The 18,478-nt window shown below is 74.5% G+C and carries 16 protein-coding genes; 8 read left to right on the top strand and 8 right to left on the bottom strand.

Annotation, left to right across the window (positions count from 1 at the left end; all coding sequences use genetic code 11):
• Window positions 1–8: 8 nt before the first annotated feature.
• The 3 genes from ACFXAM_RS21515 to ACFXAM_RS21525 all read right to left on the bottom strand — a co-directional run bounded on the left by ACFXAM_RS21515 (window position 9) and on the right by ACFXAM_RS21525 (window position 3,034).
• Window positions 9–1,232 (bottom strand): ROK family protein, encoded by a 1,224-nt coding sequence (locus ACFXAM_RS21515; protein ID WP_380293546.1) that lies wholly within the window; start codon window positions 1,230–1,232, stop codon window positions 9–11.
• A gap of 28 nt (window positions 1,233–1,260) precedes the next feature.
• Window positions 1,261–2,229, bottom strand: coding sequence for a TauD/TfdA dioxygenase family protein (locus tag ACFXAM_RS21520; protein WP_380293548.1), 969 nt, complete (start codon window positions 2,227–2,229; stop codon window positions 1,261–1,263).
• Between the two features lie 496 nt (window positions 2,230–2,725).
• Window positions 2,726–3,034 carry a hypothetical protein gene (locus ACFXAM_RS21525; RefSeq protein ID WP_380293550.1) on the bottom strand — a complete coding sequence of 103 codons (309 nt, stop codon included), beginning with the start codon at window positions 3,032–3,034 and terminating at the stop codon, window positions 2,726–2,728.
• Window positions 3,035–3,153: 119 nt separating this feature from the next.
• Here ACFXAM_RS21525 and ACFXAM_RS21530 point away from each other — a divergent pair, with 119 nt between their 5' ends.
• Window positions 3,154–3,747, top strand: coding sequence for a hypothetical protein (locus ACFXAM_RS21530; RefSeq protein ID WP_380293552.1), 594 nt, complete (start codon window positions 3,154–3,156; stop codon window positions 3,745–3,747).
• A 131-nt stretch (window positions 3,748–3,878) separates the two neighbouring features.
• Complete coding sequence (locus tag ACFXAM_RS21535; RefSeq protein ID WP_380293554.1) at window positions 3,879–5,252, top strand: NAD(P)/FAD-dependent oxidoreductase; 1,374 nt, start codon at window positions 3,879–3,881, stop codon at window positions 5,250–5,252.
• A gap of 72 nt (window positions 5,253–5,324) precedes the next feature.
• Here the strand turns inward: ACFXAM_RS21535 and ACFXAM_RS21540 are convergent, their stop codons facing one another.
• Window positions 5,325–7,715, bottom strand: a complete 2,391-nt coding sequence (locus ACFXAM_RS21540; RefSeq protein ID WP_380293556.1) for an ATP-binding cassette domain-containing protein — start codon at window positions 7,713–7,715, stop codon at window positions 5,325–5,327.
• Between the two features lie 155 nt (window positions 7,716–7,870).
• Between ACFXAM_RS21540 and ACFXAM_RS21545 the strand changes: the two genes are divergently transcribed.
• The 3 genes from ACFXAM_RS21545 (at window position 7,871) to ACFXAM_RS21555 (ending at window position 10,028) form a co-directional block, all read left to right on the top strand.
• On the top strand, window positions 7,871–8,857 hold the full coding sequence (locus tag ACFXAM_RS21545; RefSeq protein ID WP_380293558.1) for a DUF6528 family protein: 987 nt from the start codon (window positions 7,871–7,873) through the stop codon (window positions 8,855–8,857).
• Between the two features lie 272 nt (window positions 8,858–9,129).
• Window positions 9,130–9,435: a hypothetical protein gene (locus tag ACFXAM_RS21550; RefSeq protein WP_380293560.1), complete on the top strand. Its 306-nt coding sequence runs from the start codon at window positions 9,130–9,132 to the stop codon at window positions 9,433–9,435.
• Entirely contained in the window at window positions 9,432–10,028 is a 597-nt protein-coding gene (locus ACFXAM_RS21555) for an acyl-CoA thioesterase (RefSeq protein ID WP_380293562.1), read from the top strand. The genes ACFXAM_RS21550 and ACFXAM_RS21555 overlap by 4 nt, the downstream gene beginning before the upstream one ends.
• Window positions 10,029–10,290: 262 nt before the next feature.
• On the opposite strand, the gene ACFXAM_RS21560 is transcribed toward ACFXAM_RS21555, so the two are convergent.
• Window positions 10,291–11,232 carry an ROK family protein gene (locus ACFXAM_RS21560; RefSeq protein WP_380293564.1) on the bottom strand — a complete coding sequence of 314 codons (942 nt, stop codon included), beginning with the start codon at window positions 11,230–11,232 and terminating at the stop codon, window positions 10,291–10,293.
• Between the two features lie 334 nt (window positions 11,233–11,566).
• On the opposite strand from ACFXAM_RS21560, the gene ACFXAM_RS21565 reads away from it, so the two are divergent.
• Window positions 11,567–13,774: a transglycosylase domain-containing protein gene (locus ACFXAM_RS21565; protein WP_380293566.1), complete on the top strand. Its 2,208-nt coding sequence runs from the start codon at window positions 11,567–11,569 to the stop codon at window positions 13,772–13,774.
• A gap of 63 nt (window positions 13,775–13,837) precedes the next feature.
• On the opposite strand, the gene ACFXAM_RS21570 is transcribed toward ACFXAM_RS21565, so the two are convergent.
• The 3 genes from ACFXAM_RS21570 to ACFXAM_RS21580 all read right to left on the bottom strand — a co-directional run bounded on the left by ACFXAM_RS21570 (window position 13,838) and on the right by ACFXAM_RS21580 (window position 15,503).
• Window positions 13,838–14,275 (bottom strand): hypothetical protein, encoded by a 438-nt coding sequence (locus ACFXAM_RS21570; protein ID WP_380293568.1) that lies wholly within the window; start codon window positions 14,273–14,275, stop codon window positions 13,838–13,840.
• On the bottom strand, window positions 14,272–14,709 hold the full coding sequence (locus ACFXAM_RS21575; RefSeq protein ID WP_380293570.1) for a hypothetical protein: 438 nt from the start codon (window positions 14,707–14,709) through the stop codon (window positions 14,272–14,274). Before ACFXAM_RS21575 ends, ACFXAM_RS21570 begins: the two co-directional genes overlap by 4 nt.
• A gap of 137 nt (window positions 14,710–14,846) precedes the next feature.
• A complete protein-coding gene (locus tag ACFXAM_RS21580) occupies window positions 14,847–15,503 on the bottom strand; it encodes a GntR family transcriptional regulator (RefSeq protein ID WP_380293572.1) in 657 nt (218 codons plus the stop codon).
• Window positions 15,504–15,663: 160 nt separating this feature from the next.
• On the opposite strand from ACFXAM_RS21580, the gene ACFXAM_RS21585 reads away from it, so the two are divergent.
• Both ACFXAM_RS21585 and ACFXAM_RS21590 read left to right on the top strand, forming a co-directional pair.
• Window positions 15,664–16,863, top strand: a complete 1,200-nt coding sequence (locus ACFXAM_RS21585; RefSeq protein WP_380293574.1) for an amidohydrolase — start codon at window positions 15,664–15,666, stop codon at window positions 16,861–16,863.
• A gap of 72 nt (window positions 16,864–16,935) precedes the next feature.
• Window positions 16,936–18,444, top strand: coding sequence for an APC family permease (locus ACFXAM_RS21590; RefSeq protein WP_380293576.1), 1,509 nt, complete (start codon window positions 16,936–16,938; stop codon window positions 18,442–18,444).
• Window positions 18,445–18,478: the final 34 nt, after the last annotated feature.

The raw sequence follows: 18,478 nt of genomic DNA on the forward strand, positions 1-18,478 counted from the left end.
GGGCTTGTTCAGGAGGTCAGGGCGTGCACCGGGCGGGCGTACACGGCGCCGAGCGCGGGGATCCCGGCGGCCACGGCGAGCACATCGGCGCCGAGGCGCTGGGCGACCACCAGACCGGCGTCGCGCCGCAGCCGCGAGCGGCGGGCGAACTCGGTGCGCACCACGTCGAGATAGACCGGGTCGAGGCAGGAGAAGTGCTCGGTCAGCACCAGCAGGTCGGGGTTGACGACATCGGCCAGCAGCGCGAGCGCCCGGCCGATGATCTCCGCGCGCCGCCGCACCAGCCGGTCGGCCCGCGGGTCGCCGGCCTGGACGGCGGCCACCAGCGCGGCGCGGTCCGGCCGTTCGGTGATCCCCTCGGCCGCCGCCGCCTCGAACAGCGTGGTGTCCGAGGCGGCGACCGCCAGGCAGCCGGTCCGGCCACAGGGACAGAGCGCGTCGCTCTCCGGCACCGGCAGGTGGGCGAGGTCCCCGGTGGGCGAGGCCGGACCGATGTGCACGGTGCCGGCCACGGCCAGGGCCGCGTCCACCACATGGGCGACGAACAGGTGGACGACCGAGCGGCGGGCCGCCGGGTGCCCGAAGAGGATCTCCGCCTGGGTCAGTGCCCGGGCGTGGTTGTCCACCTGGACCGGCAGCCCGGAGGCCTCCGTCAGCAGCCCGCGGAGCGGCACATCCCGCCATTTGAGGGGATCATGACGGACAATCACGCCGCGCTCGCGGTCGACCGCGCCGCCGGTGACGGCGCCGAGGCCGACGACGGTGCGGCCGTCCGGGACGGCGGCCAGCAGCCCGGGCAGCCGCGCCAGCAGCGGCCGCAGCACGGTCGGTCCGGTGCGGCCCCGGTGGCTCAACTCGCGCTGGTGCAGCACGTTTCCGCGTGCGTCGAGGAAGGCGAAGTGGGTGGACGGCAGTCCGATGTGCAGACCGGCCACCGCGATCCGGTCGGTGTCGACGTCCACCGGCAGCTGTGGCCGGCCGACCGCTCCGGCGCCGGGGGTGGCCGACTCGGGCCGCTCGCGCAGCAGCCCGAGTCGGGTGAGGTCGACCACCTGGCGGGAGACGGCGGCCGGGCTCAGGCCGGTGAGCGCGGCGACCCGGCTGCGGGCCACCGGACCGTGGTCCAGGACGGTCCGCAGGACGGCGGCGGCGTTGACGTCCCGCCGTGCGTCCCCGGTGCGTGGCCGGGCGGCGGTGGCGGTTCCGCCCGGTGCGCCGGTCTCGGTGAACATCCCTCGCCCTCCCTGGAGTCGGTGGTGGTCAGCGCCCGGCGGCCTCGGCCTCCAGCTCCTCGGCCGGCACCAGCCCGGCCACCCGCGGCGGGTCGGCGGGCTCCAGCAGACGGCTCGGCGTGCCGTCCACGCCCGTCGGCAGGTCGCCGTCCAGGGTGATCCGGCGCACCAGGCGCGGCTCGTCGCCGTAGTCGTTGACGGCGTAGTGCTGGGTGGCGCGGTTGTCCCAGATCGCGACGTCGCCGACCTGCCAGTCCCAGCGCACGGTGTTCTCCAGCCGCTCCACGTACCGCTGGAACAGCTCGATCAGCGCCTTGCTGTCGGCGCCCGAGACGCCCTGGATCCGCTGGGCGAAGGCACCGAGCAGGAGGCTCTTCTCGCCGGTCACCGGGTGGACGCGGACCACCGGGTGCTCCGTCTTGAAGGCGGTGGAGACGAACACCTTGCGGAAGAGGTTGGCAACCTCGGCGTTGTCGGCCAGCTCGGGGCGCAGCGCGAGGCTCGCCGCGTAGTCGTAGTCGTTGGTGTGCACGGCGCGCAGCGACTCGGCCAGCACCTTCAGCGGCTGCGGCAGGTCCTGGTAGGCGGCCACCGTGTTGGCCCACACCGTGGAGCCACCGGCCGGCGGCAGCTCCAGGGCGCGCAGGATCGAGGCCTTGGGGTAGGCGGGCACGAAGGTGACGTCGGTGTGCCAGTTGTTGGCGCGCACGCCCTTGGTGGCGTCCAGCTCGAAGATGTACCGGCCGTCGGCGCCCGGGACGGTGGGGTGGCCGACCGGCTGGCCCAGCAGACGGGCGAACGCCTCGTGTCCGGCGTCGTCGAGGTGCTGCTGGCCGCGGAAGAACAGCACCTTGTGCTCGTACAGCGCGGCGTCGATCGCGGCGACGGTCGCCGCGGGCAGCTCGCCGCCGAGACGCACGTCGTGCACGATCGCGCCGATCCGGCCGGCGGCGGGGGTGAGCCGGAGGTCGGTGACGGTGGAGATGGCGGTGGACATGGCGGTTCCTCGACTCTCGTGGAGGGGAATGGGGATGCGCGGGACCGCCCCGGGCCGGCGGGAGCGGGCAGGGCGGTGCTGCGGAGAACGGCACACGGGTGCCGGGGGAGGCGCGACGGCCGGGCGGCCGGGATCAGCGGGCGAGTGCCCCGCGACAACAGCGACGGCGGCGGAGGGCCGGGACGGTGCGGTGAACGGTGCTCATCGGCCCTCCTTCCGGGTCCGGGGCGCTGCGAGTGGCTCGGCGCTCATCGTGCTGAAGCCCGTGCCTCCCTGTCAATCACCCGTCCTGCCTGGTGGGAAGGGGCGTTGCGGGCGTGTGACGCCCTGTTGCGGGCGATGGTCGGGCGATGACGGGGCGACTGCGACGGCGTGTTCCCGCCTGTCGGGGGCGTGTCGGGATTACTAACTTTCGCAGCGGAAGAAACCCGGCCGACGGCGGCGGGGCCCGCCCGGAGCTCCTCCGGACGGGCCCCGCAAGTGCGGTGAGGGGGCGTCACACGCCCATCAGGCGGGCGAAGTCCAGGCCGAGGCCGCCGAGCACGGGGAGCGCGCCGAGGTCGGTGATGGCGCCGACCGGGATGCTGTAGCCCTGGTTGACCTCCCGGGGCTGCGGAGCGACGGCGGCGGGCGCGGTGCCGGGCTCGGCGGTGGCCGTGGCGGTGGACGAGGCGGCGGCGGGCCCGGTGAGGGCGGCGGTGAGCAGGGCGGTGAGGGCGGCGAGCTGGGCGAGGGTGCGCACGAGGGCCTCCGGGGGCGTGGGAACGGGCACCCTGCCGAACGCGCGGGAGAGCCGTGCGGTCACGTGCCGTCCCCCCTTCGGCGGGAGCATCCCGGTCGGCCCGCCCGCCCCCGCCCCCGCCTGTCGGTGGGAGCGGGCAGGATCGACCCCGGCAGCGGACACCGGTGGAGGGGCGGACGGACATGGCGCGGTACCTGACGGTGACGGCGGCGGTCACCATCGACACGGCACGCCTGCGGGCGTACCTGCGCGCACCCGTCGCCCCGGCCTCCACCCGGCCCGGCCCCGACTGGACCGGCCTCTGCGCCCCCTGGCACGACGAGGCCCTGCGCCGCCGCTACCGCGCCGAACTGCCCGCCGCCCTCGCCGAGTGCGACCGCTGGACCGACGGCGACCACGCGGCCTTCCTCCACGACCTCGACGAGGACGGCGCACTCACCCTCCGCCACGACGCGCCCACCGGCTCCCTCGCGCTCGACCTCGACACCCGGGTCGACTTCGAACTCCCCGGCATGATCCAGGCACTCACCGTCCTGTGCGGCCTGGCCGACGCCATGGCCGGCGACGACACCGGCCTCGTCGAACTCACCACCGACTGGAGCGAGGGGACCGTCCTGCTGCACCTGACCCCCGGACGCCCGGCCTTCCTCGACCCCGCCCGGGACGCCGCCACCCTCGCCCGCGCCCGCGACGCCGCCTTCGACACCCGCTGCGCCGCCGGAGAATCGGGCGAGGACGAGCCGGCCGGTGAGGTCCTCGACCGCCTGCTCTCCTGACAGGGTGCCCGGGCCGGACCCCGGATCCTGGCAGGCTGTCGCTGGTTCGCGGACGGCCCGCGGGCGTACCGTCCCGGGAAACGGTCGGCGCGAGGCGGAGGTCGGGGTCCGTGGGATCCGGAGGCACGGGTGTGAACGGCGGGGTGTCCTTCTGGTGGGGCCGGCTCGGGCTGCCCGAGCCGCGACCGGCGCTGCCCGGCCACCGGGAGGTCGACATCTGCGTGGTCGGCGGCGGCTACACCGGTCTGTGGACGGCGTACTACCTCAAGAAGGCCGAACCCGGTCTGCGGATCGCCGTCCTGGAGCAGCGCTTCTGCGGCTACGGCGCCTCCGGGCGCAACGGCGGCTGGCTCTACAACGGCTTCGCCGGGCGCGGCGCCTTCGCCCGCCGCCACGGCCGGGCCGGCGCCGCCGCGATGCAGCGGGTGATGGACGCGGCGGTCGGCGAGGTCGCCGACACCCTGGACGCCGAGGGCATCGACGCCGACGTGGTGCGCGGCGGCGTGCTGGAGGTCGCCCGCACCCCCGCCCAACTCGCCCGGCTGCGCGCGTTCGCCGAGACCGAGCGCTCCTACGGCCCCGACCGCGTGCGGGAGCTGAGCGCGGCCGAGACCGCCGGACGGCTGCGGGTCGACGGTGCCCTCGGCGGCGTCTGGAGCCCGCACGGCGCCCGCGTCCAGCCCGCCAAGCTGGCCGCCGGTCTCGCCGACGTCGTCGAGCGGCTGGGCGTCGAGCTGTACGAGAGCACGCCGGTGACCGCGATCCACGGCGGCCGCACGCCCCGCGCGGTCACCCCGCACGGCACCGTCGGCGCCCGGTACGTCCTGCGCGCCACCGAGGGCTTCACCTCGGGCCTCGCGGGGGAACGGCGCACCTGGCTGCCGATGAACTCGGCGATGATCGCCACCGAGCCGCTCCCGGCGTCCTTCTGGGCCGAGGCCGGCTGGGAGGGCCGCGAGGTGCTCGGCGACTTCGCCCACGCCTACATGTACGCCCAGCGCACCGCCGACGACCGGATCGCCCTCGGCGGACGCGGCGTCCCCTACCGCTTCGGCTCCCGGACCGACGTCGACGGCGCCACCCAGCCCGCCACCGTCCGCCAACTCCGGGACATCCTCCACGCGTTCTTCCCCGCCGCCCGCTCCGCCCGGATCGAGCACGCCTGGGCCGGGGTGCTCGGCGTGCCCCGCGACTGGTGCGCCACCGTGGACCTCGACCGGCGCACCGGCCTCGGCTGGGCCGGCGGCTACGTCGGCAGCGGGGTGACCACCACCAACCTGGCCGGCCGCACCCTGCGGGACCTGGTGCTCGGTCACGACACCGAGCTCACCCGCCTGCCCTGGGTCGGCCACACCGTCCGCCGCTGGGAGCCGGAACCCCTCCGCTGGCTCGGCGTGCACGCCCTCTACGCCGCCTACCACGCGGCCGACCGCCGGGAGTCCGGCCGTCGCCGCCCCACCACCTCGCCCCTCGCCCGCCTCGCCGACACCGTCGCCGGACGGTAGTCGGGCCGCCGGGACCCGGTAGCCGGGCCCCGGCCGAGTGACCGGCCGGGCCCCGGCGGCCCAGGGGCGGGCTCAGGCGCCGACGTACTCCGCGAGGTGCTGGCCGGTGAGGGTGCTGCGGGCGGCGACCAGCGCGGCGGGGGTGCCCTCGAAGACGATGCGGCCGCCGTCGTGGCCGGCCCCCGGGCCGAGGTCGATGATCCAGTCGGCGTGCGCCATCACCGCCTGGTGGTGCTCGACGACGATCACCGACTTCCCGGAGTCGACCAGGCGGTCCAGCAGCCCGAGGAGCTGCTCGACATCGGCCAGGTGCAGCCCGGTGGTCGGCTCGTCGAGGACGTAGACGCCGCCCTTGTCGCCCATGTGGGTGGCCAGCTTCAGACGCTGCCGCTCGCCCCCGGACAGGGTGGTCAGCGGCTGGCCGAGGCTGACGTAGCCGAGGCCGACGTCGGCCAGCCGGGTCAGGATCCGGTGAGCGGCCGGCACCCGGGCCTCGCCGGCGGCGAAGAAGGCCTCCGCCTCGCTCACCGGCATCGCCAGCACCTCGCTGATGTCCCGCCCGCCGAGGTGGTACTCCAGCACCGAGGCGTCGAACCGCCGGCCCTCGCAGTCCTCGCAGGTGGTGGCCACCCCGGCCATCATCGCCAGGTCCGTGTAGACGACGCCCGCGCCGTTGCAGGTCGGGCAGGCGCCCTCGGAGTTGGCGCTGAACAGGGCCGGCTTCACACCGTTGGCCTTGGCGAACGCCTTGCGGATCGGCTCCAGCAGACCGGTGTAGGTGGCCGGGTTGCTGCGCCGCGAGCCGCGGATGGGGCTCTGGTCGACCGAGACCACGTTCTCCCCGGCCGGGATCGAACCATGCACCAGCGAGCTCTTCCCGGAGCCCGCCACACCGGTGACCACGACCAGCACGCCCAGCGGGATGTCCACGTCGACGTCGCGGAGGTTGTGCGCGCGGGCGCCGCGGACCGGCAGCCTGCCGGTGGGCGTGCGCACCGACTCCTTCACCGACGCCCGGTCGTCGAGGTGCCGGCCGGTGACCGTGCCCGCCGAGCGCAGGCCCTCCAGCGGGCCCTCGTAGCAGACCGTGCCGCCCGCCGAGCCCGCACCCGGACCGAGGTCCACCACGTGGTCGGCGATCGCGATCACCTCGGGCTTGTGCTCCACCACCAGCACCGTGTTGCCCTTGTCCCGCAGCTGCCGCAGCAGGCCGTTCATCCGCCGGATGTCGTGCGGGTGCAGACCGGTGCTGGGCTCGTCGAAGACGTACGTCACGTCGGTGAGCGAGGAACCGAGGTGGCGGATCATCTTGACCCGCTGCGCCTCGCCGCCCGACAGCGTGCCGGCCGGCCGCTCCAGGGAGAGGTAGCCGAGGCCGATCTCCACGAAGGAGTCCAGGGTCTGGCGCAGCGCGGTGAGCAGCGGCGCCACCGAGGGCTCGTCCAGGCCGCGCACCCACGCGGCGAGGTCGCTGATCTGCATCCGGCACGCGTCGGCGATGCTGATCCCGGCGATCTTCGAGGACCGGGCGGCCTCGGTCAGCCGGGTGCCGTCGCACGCGGGGCAGGCGGCGAAGGTGACCGCGCGGTCCACGAACGCCCGGATGTGCGGCTGCATCGCCTCCCGGTCCTTGGCGAGGATGGACTTCTGGACCTTGGGGATCAGCCCCTCGTAGGTGAGGTTGATGCCGTTGACCTTCACCTTGGTCGGCTCGCGGTGCAGGAAGTCCCGCAGCTCCTGCTCGGTGTAGTCGCGGATCGGCTTGTCCGGGTCGAGGAAGCCGGAGCCGCTGAAGATCCGGGTCATCCAGCCGTCCCCGGTGTAGCCGGGCACCGTGATCGCGCCCTCGGCGAGCGACTTGGTGTCGTCGAAGAGCTGGGTGAGGTCGATGTCCGAGACCGAGCCCCGGCCCTCGCAGCGCGGGCACATGCCGCCGGTGATGCTGAAGCTGCGCCGCTCCTTGACCGTGGTGCCGCCGCGCTCCACGGTGACCGCGCCCGCCCCGCTGATCGAGGCGACGTTGAAGGAGAACGCCTTGGCCGAGCCGATGTGCGGCCGCCCGAGCCGGCTGAACAGGATCCGCAGCATCGCGTTGGTGTCGGTGGCGGTGCCCACGGTGGAGCGCGGGTCGGCCCCCATCCGCTGCTGGTCGACGATGATCGCCGTGGTCAGGCCGTCCAGCACGTCCACGTCCGGGCGCGCCACCGACGGCATGAAGCCCTGGACGAAGGCGCTGTAGGTCTCGTTGATCAGCCGCTGCGACTCCGCCGCGACGGTGTCGAACACCAGGGAGCTCTTGCCCGAGCCGGAGACGCCCGTGAACACCGTCAGTCGGCGCTTCGGGATCTCGATGCTGACGTCCCTGAGGTTGTTCTCGCGCGCGCCGTGCACGCGGATCAGGTCGTGGGTGTCGGCGGCGTGCGGTTCGGGTGTCTGCGCGCCGGCCCTCGTGCCCGTGGTCATCGTCTCTCCGGTTCCTCTCGCGGTGCCCTCGGTTCCGATCTAACCAGCCGGGTACGACAGGCGGGGGCTTAGGCCGGTCGGAGGCCGCGCGCTGGCGGCCGGCGGGGGCGCGCCGCACGGTGGTGGCGGGGGACGGACGACGGGAGGTGCCGGCGGTGGCGAAGCGGGCGCGGCTGTGGCGCACGGCGTCGGCGCTGGCGGCGCTGGTCGTCTGCGCCGGTGCGGTGCCGGCGACGGCCGCCGGCCCGGGGTGGGCGGTGGCCGTGGTGGACCAGGCCTCGCGGCGGGTGCTGGTGGTGCGCGGCGCCGACGGCCCGGCCGGCCGTCGCGGGCCCGACCGGCCGCCGGTGCTCTGGTCCTGGTCCGCGGACACCGCCGGCGACCTCGGCGACCTCGACCCGCGCCGCAGCTGGGAGGCCCCGGACGAGGCGAAGACCCGGGTGCGGGACGGGCGCCGGTACCTGGTGGTGACCGCCTCCGGCGGACTGGCGGCCCTCGTCGACGTCCTGAGCGGCGCCACCGCGTGGGCCGTCGACACCGGCCCGCTGGCCAATCCGCACAGCGCCGAACTGCTCCCCGACGGCAACGTGGCCGTCGCCGCCTCCTCCGGCGGCTGGATACGCCTGTACGCCGCCTCGCTCGGCCCGCGCGTCACCGCGCACGCCGAGTACCGGCTGCCGGGCGCGCACGGGGTGCACTGGGACGGGCGCGCCCGGCTGCTGTGGGCGCTCGGCGACGACGCGCTGACCGCGCTGCGGGTGGGCGGCACCGCGGCCGCGCCCTCGCTCACCGCCGAGCGGACGGTGCCGCTGCCCGAACCCGGCGGCCACGACCTGGCACCGGTGCTCGCCGCGCCCGGCCGGTTCTGGGTGAGCACGGCGGCGCACCTGTGGCGCTTCGACCCGGCGGAGGAGCGCTTCACCCGGATACGCCTGGGGAGCGAGGGGGCCGAGCGGGACATCAAGAGCGTGGGCGACGAACCCGGCACCGGGCGGCTGCTCACCGCCGCCCCGGACCACGCCGGCCCCTGCTCCTGGTGCACCTCGGTGCTCACCCTGCACCGCCCGGACGGCCACCGCCCGCTGCCCGGTGCGCACCTCTACAAGGCGCGCTGGTGGACCAGTTGGGGGAGCGGGGCATGACCCCGGGGGCCGGCGGCACGACCGGGGGAGGAAGCCGGGGGAGAGGCGGGGAACGGGCCGGACCGGGCTGGCATTCGGTGGATGCGGCTGATTTTATGCAACGCCAAACTACTCCAATAGTGGTCAGTTTCCGCTCCGGTTCCGTATACCTCCCGGTAGCGCCCCGGGCTGGGATAGCGTCCATGGCGCCGGGGGGATCCGGGCCCGCTCGACGGGCCCGCACCATCCAGAAACCCACCCCTACCCACCCCTACCCCTTCAGGGAGAGAACTGTGCGAAATTTCGTTTCCGAATCCAGGTCCGAGACCGTGGACGAGCTGCGGCTCGCGGTGGAATCGCTCGCCGCCTTCCCGGCCCGCGCCGCGTTCGGCGGGACGGAGGTCACCGACCGCCTCTCGGCGGTGGCGGATCTGTGCCGGGCGGTCGACGGCGTCCTCGACAGCCTGGTCGTCGAGGCGGCCGCCGAGGCCGCCGAGGAGGGCTGGACCGCGGCCCGGATGGCGTCCGAACACGCCGTCTACTACGCGCGGTTGCGCCGGGCGCTGCTGCTCACCGGTTCCACGGCAGAGCAGCGGTGAGCGCGGCAGCCACCGAGGCGGTGGACGTCGGCGCACACGTGGTGGCCTGTCCCACCCGGTGGAGCGACGTCGACGAGAACGGGCACATCAACAACGCCCGGCTGGTCTCCTACGTGCAGGAGGGAATTTACGACCTGTTCTGCCACCACCCGGTCGCCGTCCGGGAATCGCTATTCCCGTCCGGATTCCTGATCGCGCGGCACGAGATCGATTATCTGGAGCAGCTGTACCACCGGCCGGAACCGTTGCTGGTGCAGTTGACCGTCGAACGACTCGGGCGCAGTTCCGCGCACGTCGTGGTCAGGGTGTGCCGTGACGCGCACACATTCATGCGGGCACGGACGGTCGTGGTCGCCAGGGACGCGGTCTCCGGCCGTTCCCGCACGCTCAGCCCGTCGGAGCGCCGGTTCCTCTCCGGGTTCCTCTCCGACGAAGCGGCTCCCGTGGTGCCGCCCCGGGTGGCGATCGCCTCGCCGCGCGGATCGCTGTCCGCGGCGTCCTCCGGGCACCACCCGGTCCGGCGCCGTCTGCCGAACCCCTCCGCCCTCACCAGGGGCGTGTCGGTGATGCCGGACGGGCGTCGCGCCCGCTGACCTCCGCCGCGACCCCGACGATGAGCGGCAGGATCCTGCTGGGGCAGGATCCTGCTTGGTTGTGCGGGCGGTGGAGGACCGGGGCGGGACCGGGGCGGACCCGGGGAGCCGCAACCCGGCAGCAGGGGTGGGGAATTCGGCCGCGGCGCCGTCGCCGCCGGGCGCCGGCCGGGCGGGCACCCGCACGGCGCCCCGAAGCCGCCCGTCCGCACGGAGCGGTCCGGGACCGGTCCTGGCCCCCGAACGCCCGCTCCGGGCCGGGTCAGCGGCAGAGCGCGGCCGCGCCGATCAGCCCGGCGTCGGTGCCGAGTTCGGCACGGCGCACCTCCAGGCCGCGGACGTAGGACAGGGCGGCGTAGCGGTCCAGCTGACGGGCGAGCGGCTCGAACAGGACCGGTCCGGCCGTCGCCACCCCGCCGCCGATCACCACCCGTCGCAGGTCGACCAGCGCGGCGGTGGCGGCGATCCCGGCGGCCAGCGCCTGGGCCGCCCGGTCGAAGGCGGCCAGCGCCACCGGGTGCCCGGCCCGCGCGTCCTCGGCCACCGCGCGCGCCGAGCGGTCCGCCCCGGCGGGCCGCCAGCCCCCGGCCAGGGCCCGCCGGGCGATCGCGGTGCCGCTGGCGAGGCCTTCGAGGCAGCCGCGCGAGCCGCATGGGCAGGGCTCGCCGTCGAGGTCGACCGTGATGTGGCCGAGGTGCCCGGCGTTGCCGCTGGGGCCGGGGCGCACGGCGCCGTCCAGCACCAGGCCGGCGCCGACCCCGGTGGAGACCACCAGGCACAGCGCGTTGTCGGCGCCGCGGGCCGCGCCGCGCCAGTGCTCGGCGGCGGCCATCGCCACGCCGTCCCCGGCCAGCGCCACCCGGCGGGTGCCGACGGCGGGGTGGGCGGCGACCTCGGCGCCGAGCGGGAACTCCCGCCAGCCGGGGATGTTGACCGGGCTGACCGTGCCCCGGGCGAGGTCCACCGGCCCCGCGCTGCCGAGGCCGACGGCGGTGACCTCGCCCCACCGCGGCGCGGCGGCCAGCCGGTCCAGCACCCGGTGCACCACGGCCAGCACCTCGGCTCCCGGCTCCCGCGCCGGGGTGGGCAGCTGGACGCGGTGGGTGAGCGTCCCGGCGGAGTCGACGAGCGCACCGGCGATCTTGGTGCCGCCGATGTCGACGGCGGCGAACAGCGGGCCGGCGGCGGGCGAGGGTGTGGTCATGACGGGTGGCTCCGGGTGAGGGGCACGGGCAGGGACGGGCGCACGGACGGGGGCGGGGAGACGGGCAGGGGCGGGGCACGGACAGGGACAGCAAACAGGATCGGTCCGCCGGGGCGAGCGGCAGGGTTGCCCCCGGCGGTGCCCGTTCGGGCCGTTCCGGCCCGAACCGGCGCGGAAATCCGCCGCCGTGCGCAACGATTCGCGGCCCTCAGGACATCAAGGAAGTATGGAATCGAATCTTCTCCCGACAGCGGAACCGTCCGACGACGAAGGATCCGGGCCCACCCGGAAGTCGCCGGTCCGCTTCGTCCGCCACGGTGCGACCTTCCTCGGCGTGAGCGTGGTGTCCGGTGCGCTGCTGGCCGGCATGGCGCTGCCCGCCGTCGGCGCGCTCGGGCTGACCGCCAAGAACACGGCGGAGGGGTTCGACGACATCCCGGACGACTTCAAGACCCCGCCGCTCTCCCAGGTGACGCAGATCTTCGACGCCAAGGGCGGGCTGATCGCCAGGCTCTACGAGCGCGACCGCACCGTGATCACCGCCGAACAGATGTCGCCGTACATGCGGCAGGCCCAGGTCGACATCGAGGACGCCCGCTTCTACGAGCACGGCGCCGTCGACCTCAAGGGCGTGCTCCGCGCGATCAGCAAGAACGCGGAGAGCGGCACCGCCGCCGAGGGCGCCTCGACGCTGACCCAGCAGTACGTGAAGAACGTCAACGTCGAGAAGGCCGGCGACGACAAGGCGGCCGTCCAGGAGGCCATGCGCAAGACCCTGGGCCGCAAGATCCAGGAGCTGAAGGTCGCGATCAGGCTGGAGGAGGAGCTGACCAAGGACCAGATCCTCACCAACTACCTCAACATCACGTTCTTCGGCAACGGCGCCTACGGGGTGGAGGCCGCGTCCCAGCGCTACTTCAGCAAGTCCAACAAGGACCTCACCATAGCCGAGGCCGCCACCCTGGCCGGCCTGGTGCAGAACCCGTCGAAGTACGACCCGAAGGCGCACCCGCAGGCCGCGGTGAACCGCCGCAACGTCGTGATCGACAAGCTGCTGGAGAACAAGCACATCACCGAGGCCCAGGCCGCGGAGGCCAAGGCCGCCCCGCTGGGCCTGGCGTACAAGGACCCGCAGAACGGCTGCATCGTCGCCCAGGCGGGCATGGGCTTCTTCTGCGACTACGTCCGGCAGGTGGTCAAGCAGGACCCGGTGTTCGGCGCCAACGCGGCCGAGCGCAAGAAGTTCTGGGACCAGGGCGGTCTGAACATCCGCACCACCCTCGACCCGGAGAAGCAGGCGGCCGCCCAGAACGCGGTGAGCTCCAACGTGCGGGTCACCGACAGCGTCTCGGCCGCCGCGACCATGGTCGAGCCGGGCACCGGCAAGATCGTCGCGATGGCCCAGACCCGGCCGTACGGGATCGACCGGGCCAGGAACCAGACCGTCGTCAACCTCAGCGTCGACGCGGCGATGGGCGGCGGCAACGGCTTCCAGCCCGGTTCCACCTTCAAGCCGGTCGTCGCGGCCGCGGCGATGGAGGCGGGGCTGCCGCCGACGCAGGAGTACTCGTCCCCGAACAAGATGGACTACCCGGACATGAAGACCTGCGAGGGCACCTGGAGGAACACCGGCAAGCCCAAGGTCGCGGTGCCCAACGAGTCCGCGAGCGAGGAGGGGCCGTACCAGCTGAAGCAGGCGATGGCGCTCTCGGTCAACACCTACTTCGTGCAGATGGAGAAGGAGATCGGCCTCTGCGCGGTCAAGCAGATGTCCAACAAGCTCGGCATCACCGCCCGGGCCAGCGGCAAGCCGCTGGACGAGGTCCCCTCGATGGCCCTGGGCGTCGAGGAGGTGAGCCCGCTGACCATGGCCGGCGTCTACGCGGCCTTCGCCGCCGGCGGCACGTACTGCGCCCCGGTCGCGATCACCGGCATCAGCACCATCGACGGCAAGGACGTCGCCATCCCGCCCGCCCGCTGCGACACGGCGTTCTCCGAGAGCACGGCCCGGGTACTGAACACCATCCTGAACGGGGTGACCGAGAGCGGCGGCACCGGTGCGGCGCTCCACCTGGAGGGCGACCGGCAGATCGCGGGCAAGACCGGCACCTCGGACAAGAAGAAGGCCGCCTGGTTCACCGGCTACACCCCGCAGCTGGCCACCGCGGTCTGGCTCGGCGGCCCCGACGGCGGGGTGGAGATGCGCAACATCACCATCAACGGGAAGCGCCGCACCGAGGTGTTCGGTGCCGACGGCCCCGGCCCGATCTGGCGGGACGCCATGAACCAGGCGCTGCGCGGCGCTCCGAAGCAGTCCCTGCCGATGGCGGACATCCCCGATCCGGCGCCGCGGACCGACCCGAACGCCACGGGCTCGCCGTCCGGCACCCCGTCCGGCACCCGCTCCGGTGCTCCGTCCAACGCTCCCTCCCACGCGCGTTCCGGCGCCCCGTCCAACGCTCCGTCGAACGCTCCGTCGAACGCTCCGTCGAACGCTCCGTCCAACGCCCCCTCCGATGCTCCGTCCGACAGTCAGGGCTGACGGGCGGCCGGCGCGCGCCGACGTCCCCCGGCCGGCCGGGGGACGTCGGCATGACGGGCCGCCCTACAGCGGACCCCAGCGGTAGAGCGTGGAGCCCCAGGTGGCGGTGTGCAGGAAGGAGGTCGAGAAGGTGGTCTCCTTCTTGAAGCCGTCGATCTGCCCGGGGGCCGTGATCTTGGTGTAGATGAGGTAGACGAGGGAGAGCGGGTAGACGCAGAGCCTCCAGTCGTAGGTGCCGTCCTGCACCTTGATGTCGTCGGCGGGTGCGCTGCCGCCCGGGCTGTTGAGGGTCCAGGAGTAGGTGCCGGCGTCCAGGTGCAGCGACCGGTACACGCAGTTCTCGGGCGGGGTCACGGGGGCGGGCAGCGACCCCACCTGCCCGTAGCCGGTGAGGAACTCGTGCTCGGTGACGGCGGAGGCGGGGGTGACGGCCGGGCCGGCCACCAGGGTCAGGGCGAGGGCCGGCAGGGCGAGCAGCCGGGCGAGCGTGCGCGCCCTCACCGGAGGGGTCCCCAGTTGTAGAGCATGGACTCCCAGGAGTAGGTGTACGGGAAGGAGACGTCGAACGAGGTCTCCTTGTGCCAGTACGCCCCGCCGCCCACCTTGCTGAGCTCGGTGTACGCGCCCCACATGACGGCCCGCGGGAACACGCAGAGGGTCCACTCGTAGGTGCCGTCCTGGACCTGGATGTCCTCGCTGGGGGCGAAGCCGCCCGGGGTGCTGAGGGTCCAGGCGTAGGTGCCGGGGTTCAGGTGCAGCTGGCGGGCGGTGCACTTGGCGGGTGGCGTGACGGGCGCGGGAACCGGGATCAACTGCCCGTAGCCCTGGAGGAATTCGTGCTCGTAGGCGGCGTTCGCCGGGCCCACCGCGACACCTGTCACCAGGGCGAGGACGAGGGCCGGGAGGGCGAGGAGCCAGGTGAGTCTTCGCAGCATGCGTGCCTCCGGTCGGCCGGGCGCGGGCCTGGACCGGGGCCCGGCGGTGGGGGTTCCAGTGGTCTACGCCAATTCTGCTGACCGGCGGTGCCGCTGCCCATCCCAGAACCCTGGGAGCCCGGCGGCCCCCGCCCGGCTCAGCTCCCCAGGGCGGTGAGCGCGAAGGCGCGGGTGCCGGCGACGTGGCGGCGGGCGAGGTCGGCGGCGGCCTCGGGGTCGCGGGCGCGGAGGGCGGCGAGCAACTGCTCGTGCTCGGTGCACATCGGCGTGCTGCTCTCGGGCCCCGACGTGAGGCGGAACAGCCGGCGCAGCCGCCCGTCGAGCGGGGCCATCATCTCCTGGAGCAGGGGGTTGCCGGAGAGTTCGACGATCGCCCGGTGGAAGTCGGCGTTCAGGCCGACGGTCTCGCGCAGCCGGCCGGCCTCGGCGGCGCGGCGGGTGCGGGCGAGGATGCGTTCGAGGTTCTTCAGCCCGGCGGGGGTGGCGTGCTGGGCGGCGAGGCTGGCGGCGAGGGCCTCCAGGGACTCCCGGACGGCGAAGAAGTGCTCGGCGTCGGCCGGTCCGAACCCGGCGACCACCGCGCCCTTGCGGGCCTGGACGGTGAGGAAGCCCTCGCTCTCCAGGCGCTGGACGGCCTCGCGCACGGGGACGCGGGAGACGCCCATCGTCTCGGCCAGCTCGCGTTCGACCAGGCGGCGGCCGGCGGGGTACTCGCCCTCGATGATCCGCTCGCGCAGCCGGACGTAGACGAGGTCCCGGAGCGACTGGTGGGCGTCGCCGGGCGTATCGGTCATCGGAGGCTCCAGTCGGGTGGGGGCTGCGCCTGGTCGTCGGGGCTGCCCAGATCATTTCAGATCGGCGGCCGATACCCCTTGTTTGGTATTCGGTATACCAGATAGCTTGAGGCCCCCGCCCGGTCCGCGGCCCCGCGGCCCCCGAATCCTGGACGCTCATGTGATCACCCCCGACCTCCTGCTCGACGCCACGCTGCCCGACGGCAGCACGGCCGACGTCCACCTCGCCGACGGCCGGATCGCCGCCCTGACCCCGGTGGCCGCCCGGCGGCCGGACGCCGGCGGCGGCGCCCCCTCGGCCGTCTCCCTGGGCGGCGCGCTGCTGCTGCCCGCTCTGGTCGACGGCCACGCCCACCTGGACAAGACCTTCCTCGGCGCGCCCTGGCAGCCGCACCGCCCCACCGCGGACCTGCGCACCCAGATCGCCTCCGAGCGCGTCCAGCGCCGCGAGGTCGCCCGCCGCGCCCCCGTCGCGGAGCGCGCCGAGGCGCTGGCCCGGCGGATGGCGGCGCTCGGCACGGGCCACGTCCGCTCGCACGTCGACGTCGACCCGGACACCGGCCTCGACCACCTGCACGCCCTGCTGGAGGTGCGCGAGCGCGTCCGCGACGTCATCGGCGTGCAGCTGGTCGCCTTCCCGCAGAGCGGCGTGGTCATCGCTCCCGGCGTCGCGGACCTGCTGGACGCGGCCCTTCGCGAGGGCGCCGAGCTGATCGGCGGCCTCGACCCGGCCGGGTTCGACGGCGACGTCGACGGCCAGCTCGACGTCGTCTTCGGCCTCGCCGGGCGCCACGGCGCCGGGGTGGACATCCACCTCCACGACGGCGGCCCGGTCGGCGCCTCCCAGCTGCGCGACATCGCCGACCGCACCGCGGCCCTGGGCCTCGGCGGCCGGGTCGCGGTCAGCCACGCGTACGCGCTGGGCGACCTCGGCCTCGACGAACTCCTCGGCACCGCACGGAAGCTGGCGGACGCCGGGGTGGCGATCATGACCAACGGCCCGAGCCGGTCGATGCCGCCGGTCAAGCTGCTGCACGAGTTCGGCGTGCGGGTGTTCGCCGGCTCCGACAACATCCGCGACGCCTGGTGGCCCTACGGCACCGGCGACATGCTCGAACGCGCCACCATCATCGGCCTCCAGGGCGAGCTGATGACCGACGGCGACCTGCGGCTCGCCGCCGACCTGGTGACCTCGCACGCCGCCGCCGCCCTCGGCCTCGCCGACCACGGCCTGACGCCTGGTGCCCGGGCCGACCTGGTGGCGGTCGCCGCCGGCTCCGTCCCCGAGGCGGTCGCCGCCCACCCCGAACGGCTGCTCGTCCTGCACGGCGGCCGGGTCGTGCTGGACCGCACCCGCTGACGCCCCGCGCGGTCCGCCGGGGCCCCACCCCCGGCCCCCTGCCCCACCCCTGTTGGAAGGACGCCCCCCACCGTGAACTCCTCCGCGGAAAGAACCCGGCCCGCCTCCGCCGCCACCGCCACCGCCGCCCCCACCTCCCGCGCCGCCGACGCGTCCGCGCCCGGCCGTCTCGTGGGCGGCCGGATCGGCACCACCGACCTGGTCTTCTTCGTGGTCGCCGCCGCCGCGCCGCTGACCGTCCTCGCGGGCATCGCGCCGTTCGCCATCGGCGTCGGCGGCGCCTCGGCCCCCGCCGCCTACCTGATCTCGGGCGCGCTGCTCGTGCTGTTCGCCGCCGGGTTCACCGCGATGAGCCTCTACGTGCGCAACGCGGGCGCCTTCTACGCCTACGTCGCACGCGGCCTCGGCCGCACCCTCGGCGTGATCACCGCCTACGTCGCGGTGGTCTGCTACAACCTCATCACCCCCGGCGTGGCCGCCGCGTTCGGCTACTTCGCGGCCGGGCACATCGAGCAGCGCACCGGTGCGCACGTGCCCTGGTGGCTGCTGTCCGGCGTCTGCGTGGTGGTGGTCGGCGTCCTCGGCTGGCTGAAGGTGACGCTCAGCGCCAAGGTGCTCGGCGTGGCGCTGGTCCTGGAGGTGCTGTCGCTGCTGGTGATGGAGGGCGGGGTGCTCGCCGAGCGCGGCACGGCCGCCCTCGACCCGGTCTCCTTCGACCCCTCGTTGCTCACCCAGGGCGGCGTCGCCGGGATGTTCGTGCTGGTCATCGGTGCCTTCACCGGCTTCGAGGCGACCGCGATCTACGCCGAGGAGGCCCGCGACCCGCGCCGCACGGTGCCCCGGGCGACCTTCATCGCGATCGGTTTCCTCGCCCTCTTCTACGCCCTCGGCACCTGGATCGTGATGGGCGCGTACGGCACCGACGCCGCCGTCGCGGCCGCCCGCGCCGCCGACGGGCCGGACCTCACCTTCACCGCCGCCGAGCGCTTCGTCGGCCTCTGGCTCTCCGACTCGATGCATGTCCTGATCGTGGTCAGCGCCTTCGCCTCGGCCCTGGCCTTCCACAACGCGGCGGCCCGCTACCTCTACGCGCTCGGCCGCGAGGGCCTGCTGCCCCGCCGGCTCGGCCGGATCTCGGAGCGCTCCGGCTCGCCCGGCCCCGCCGTCCTGGTGCAGAGCGGCTTCAACGCCCTGGTGATCCTGCTGGGCGCGGTGCTGGCCGCCGACCCCTACCTGGTGGTGCTGCTCTGGTCCAACAGCGTGGGCGTGCTCGGCATCATGGCGATGCAGGCGCTGGCGGCGGTGGCGGTCTGGGCGTTCTTCCGGCGCGACCGGCGCGGCATGTCGGCCTTCCGGGTGGTCTGGGCGCCGCTGCTGGCGGCCGCCGGCCTGGCCCTGCTGACGGTGCTCGCCGTCTTCAACTTCAGCCTGCTGACCGGGGCTTCGGGCGTGGTGAACGCGCTCCTGCTGATCCCGCTGCCGCTCGTGGCACTGGTCGGCTACCTGGTCGCCCGGCGGATCCGGCGCACCGACCCCGAGCGCTTCGCCCGGCTGACGGAGGTCGACGTCGAACGCGGCTGAGCCGCGCCCGCCCCGGGCGGCGCCCCCTCGGACG

It is taken from the genome of Kitasatospora sp. NPDC059462 (assembly GCF_042749955.1).
Taxonomy (GTDB): domain Bacteria; phylum Actinomycetota; class Actinomycetes; order Streptomycetales; family Streptomycetaceae; genus Kitasatospora.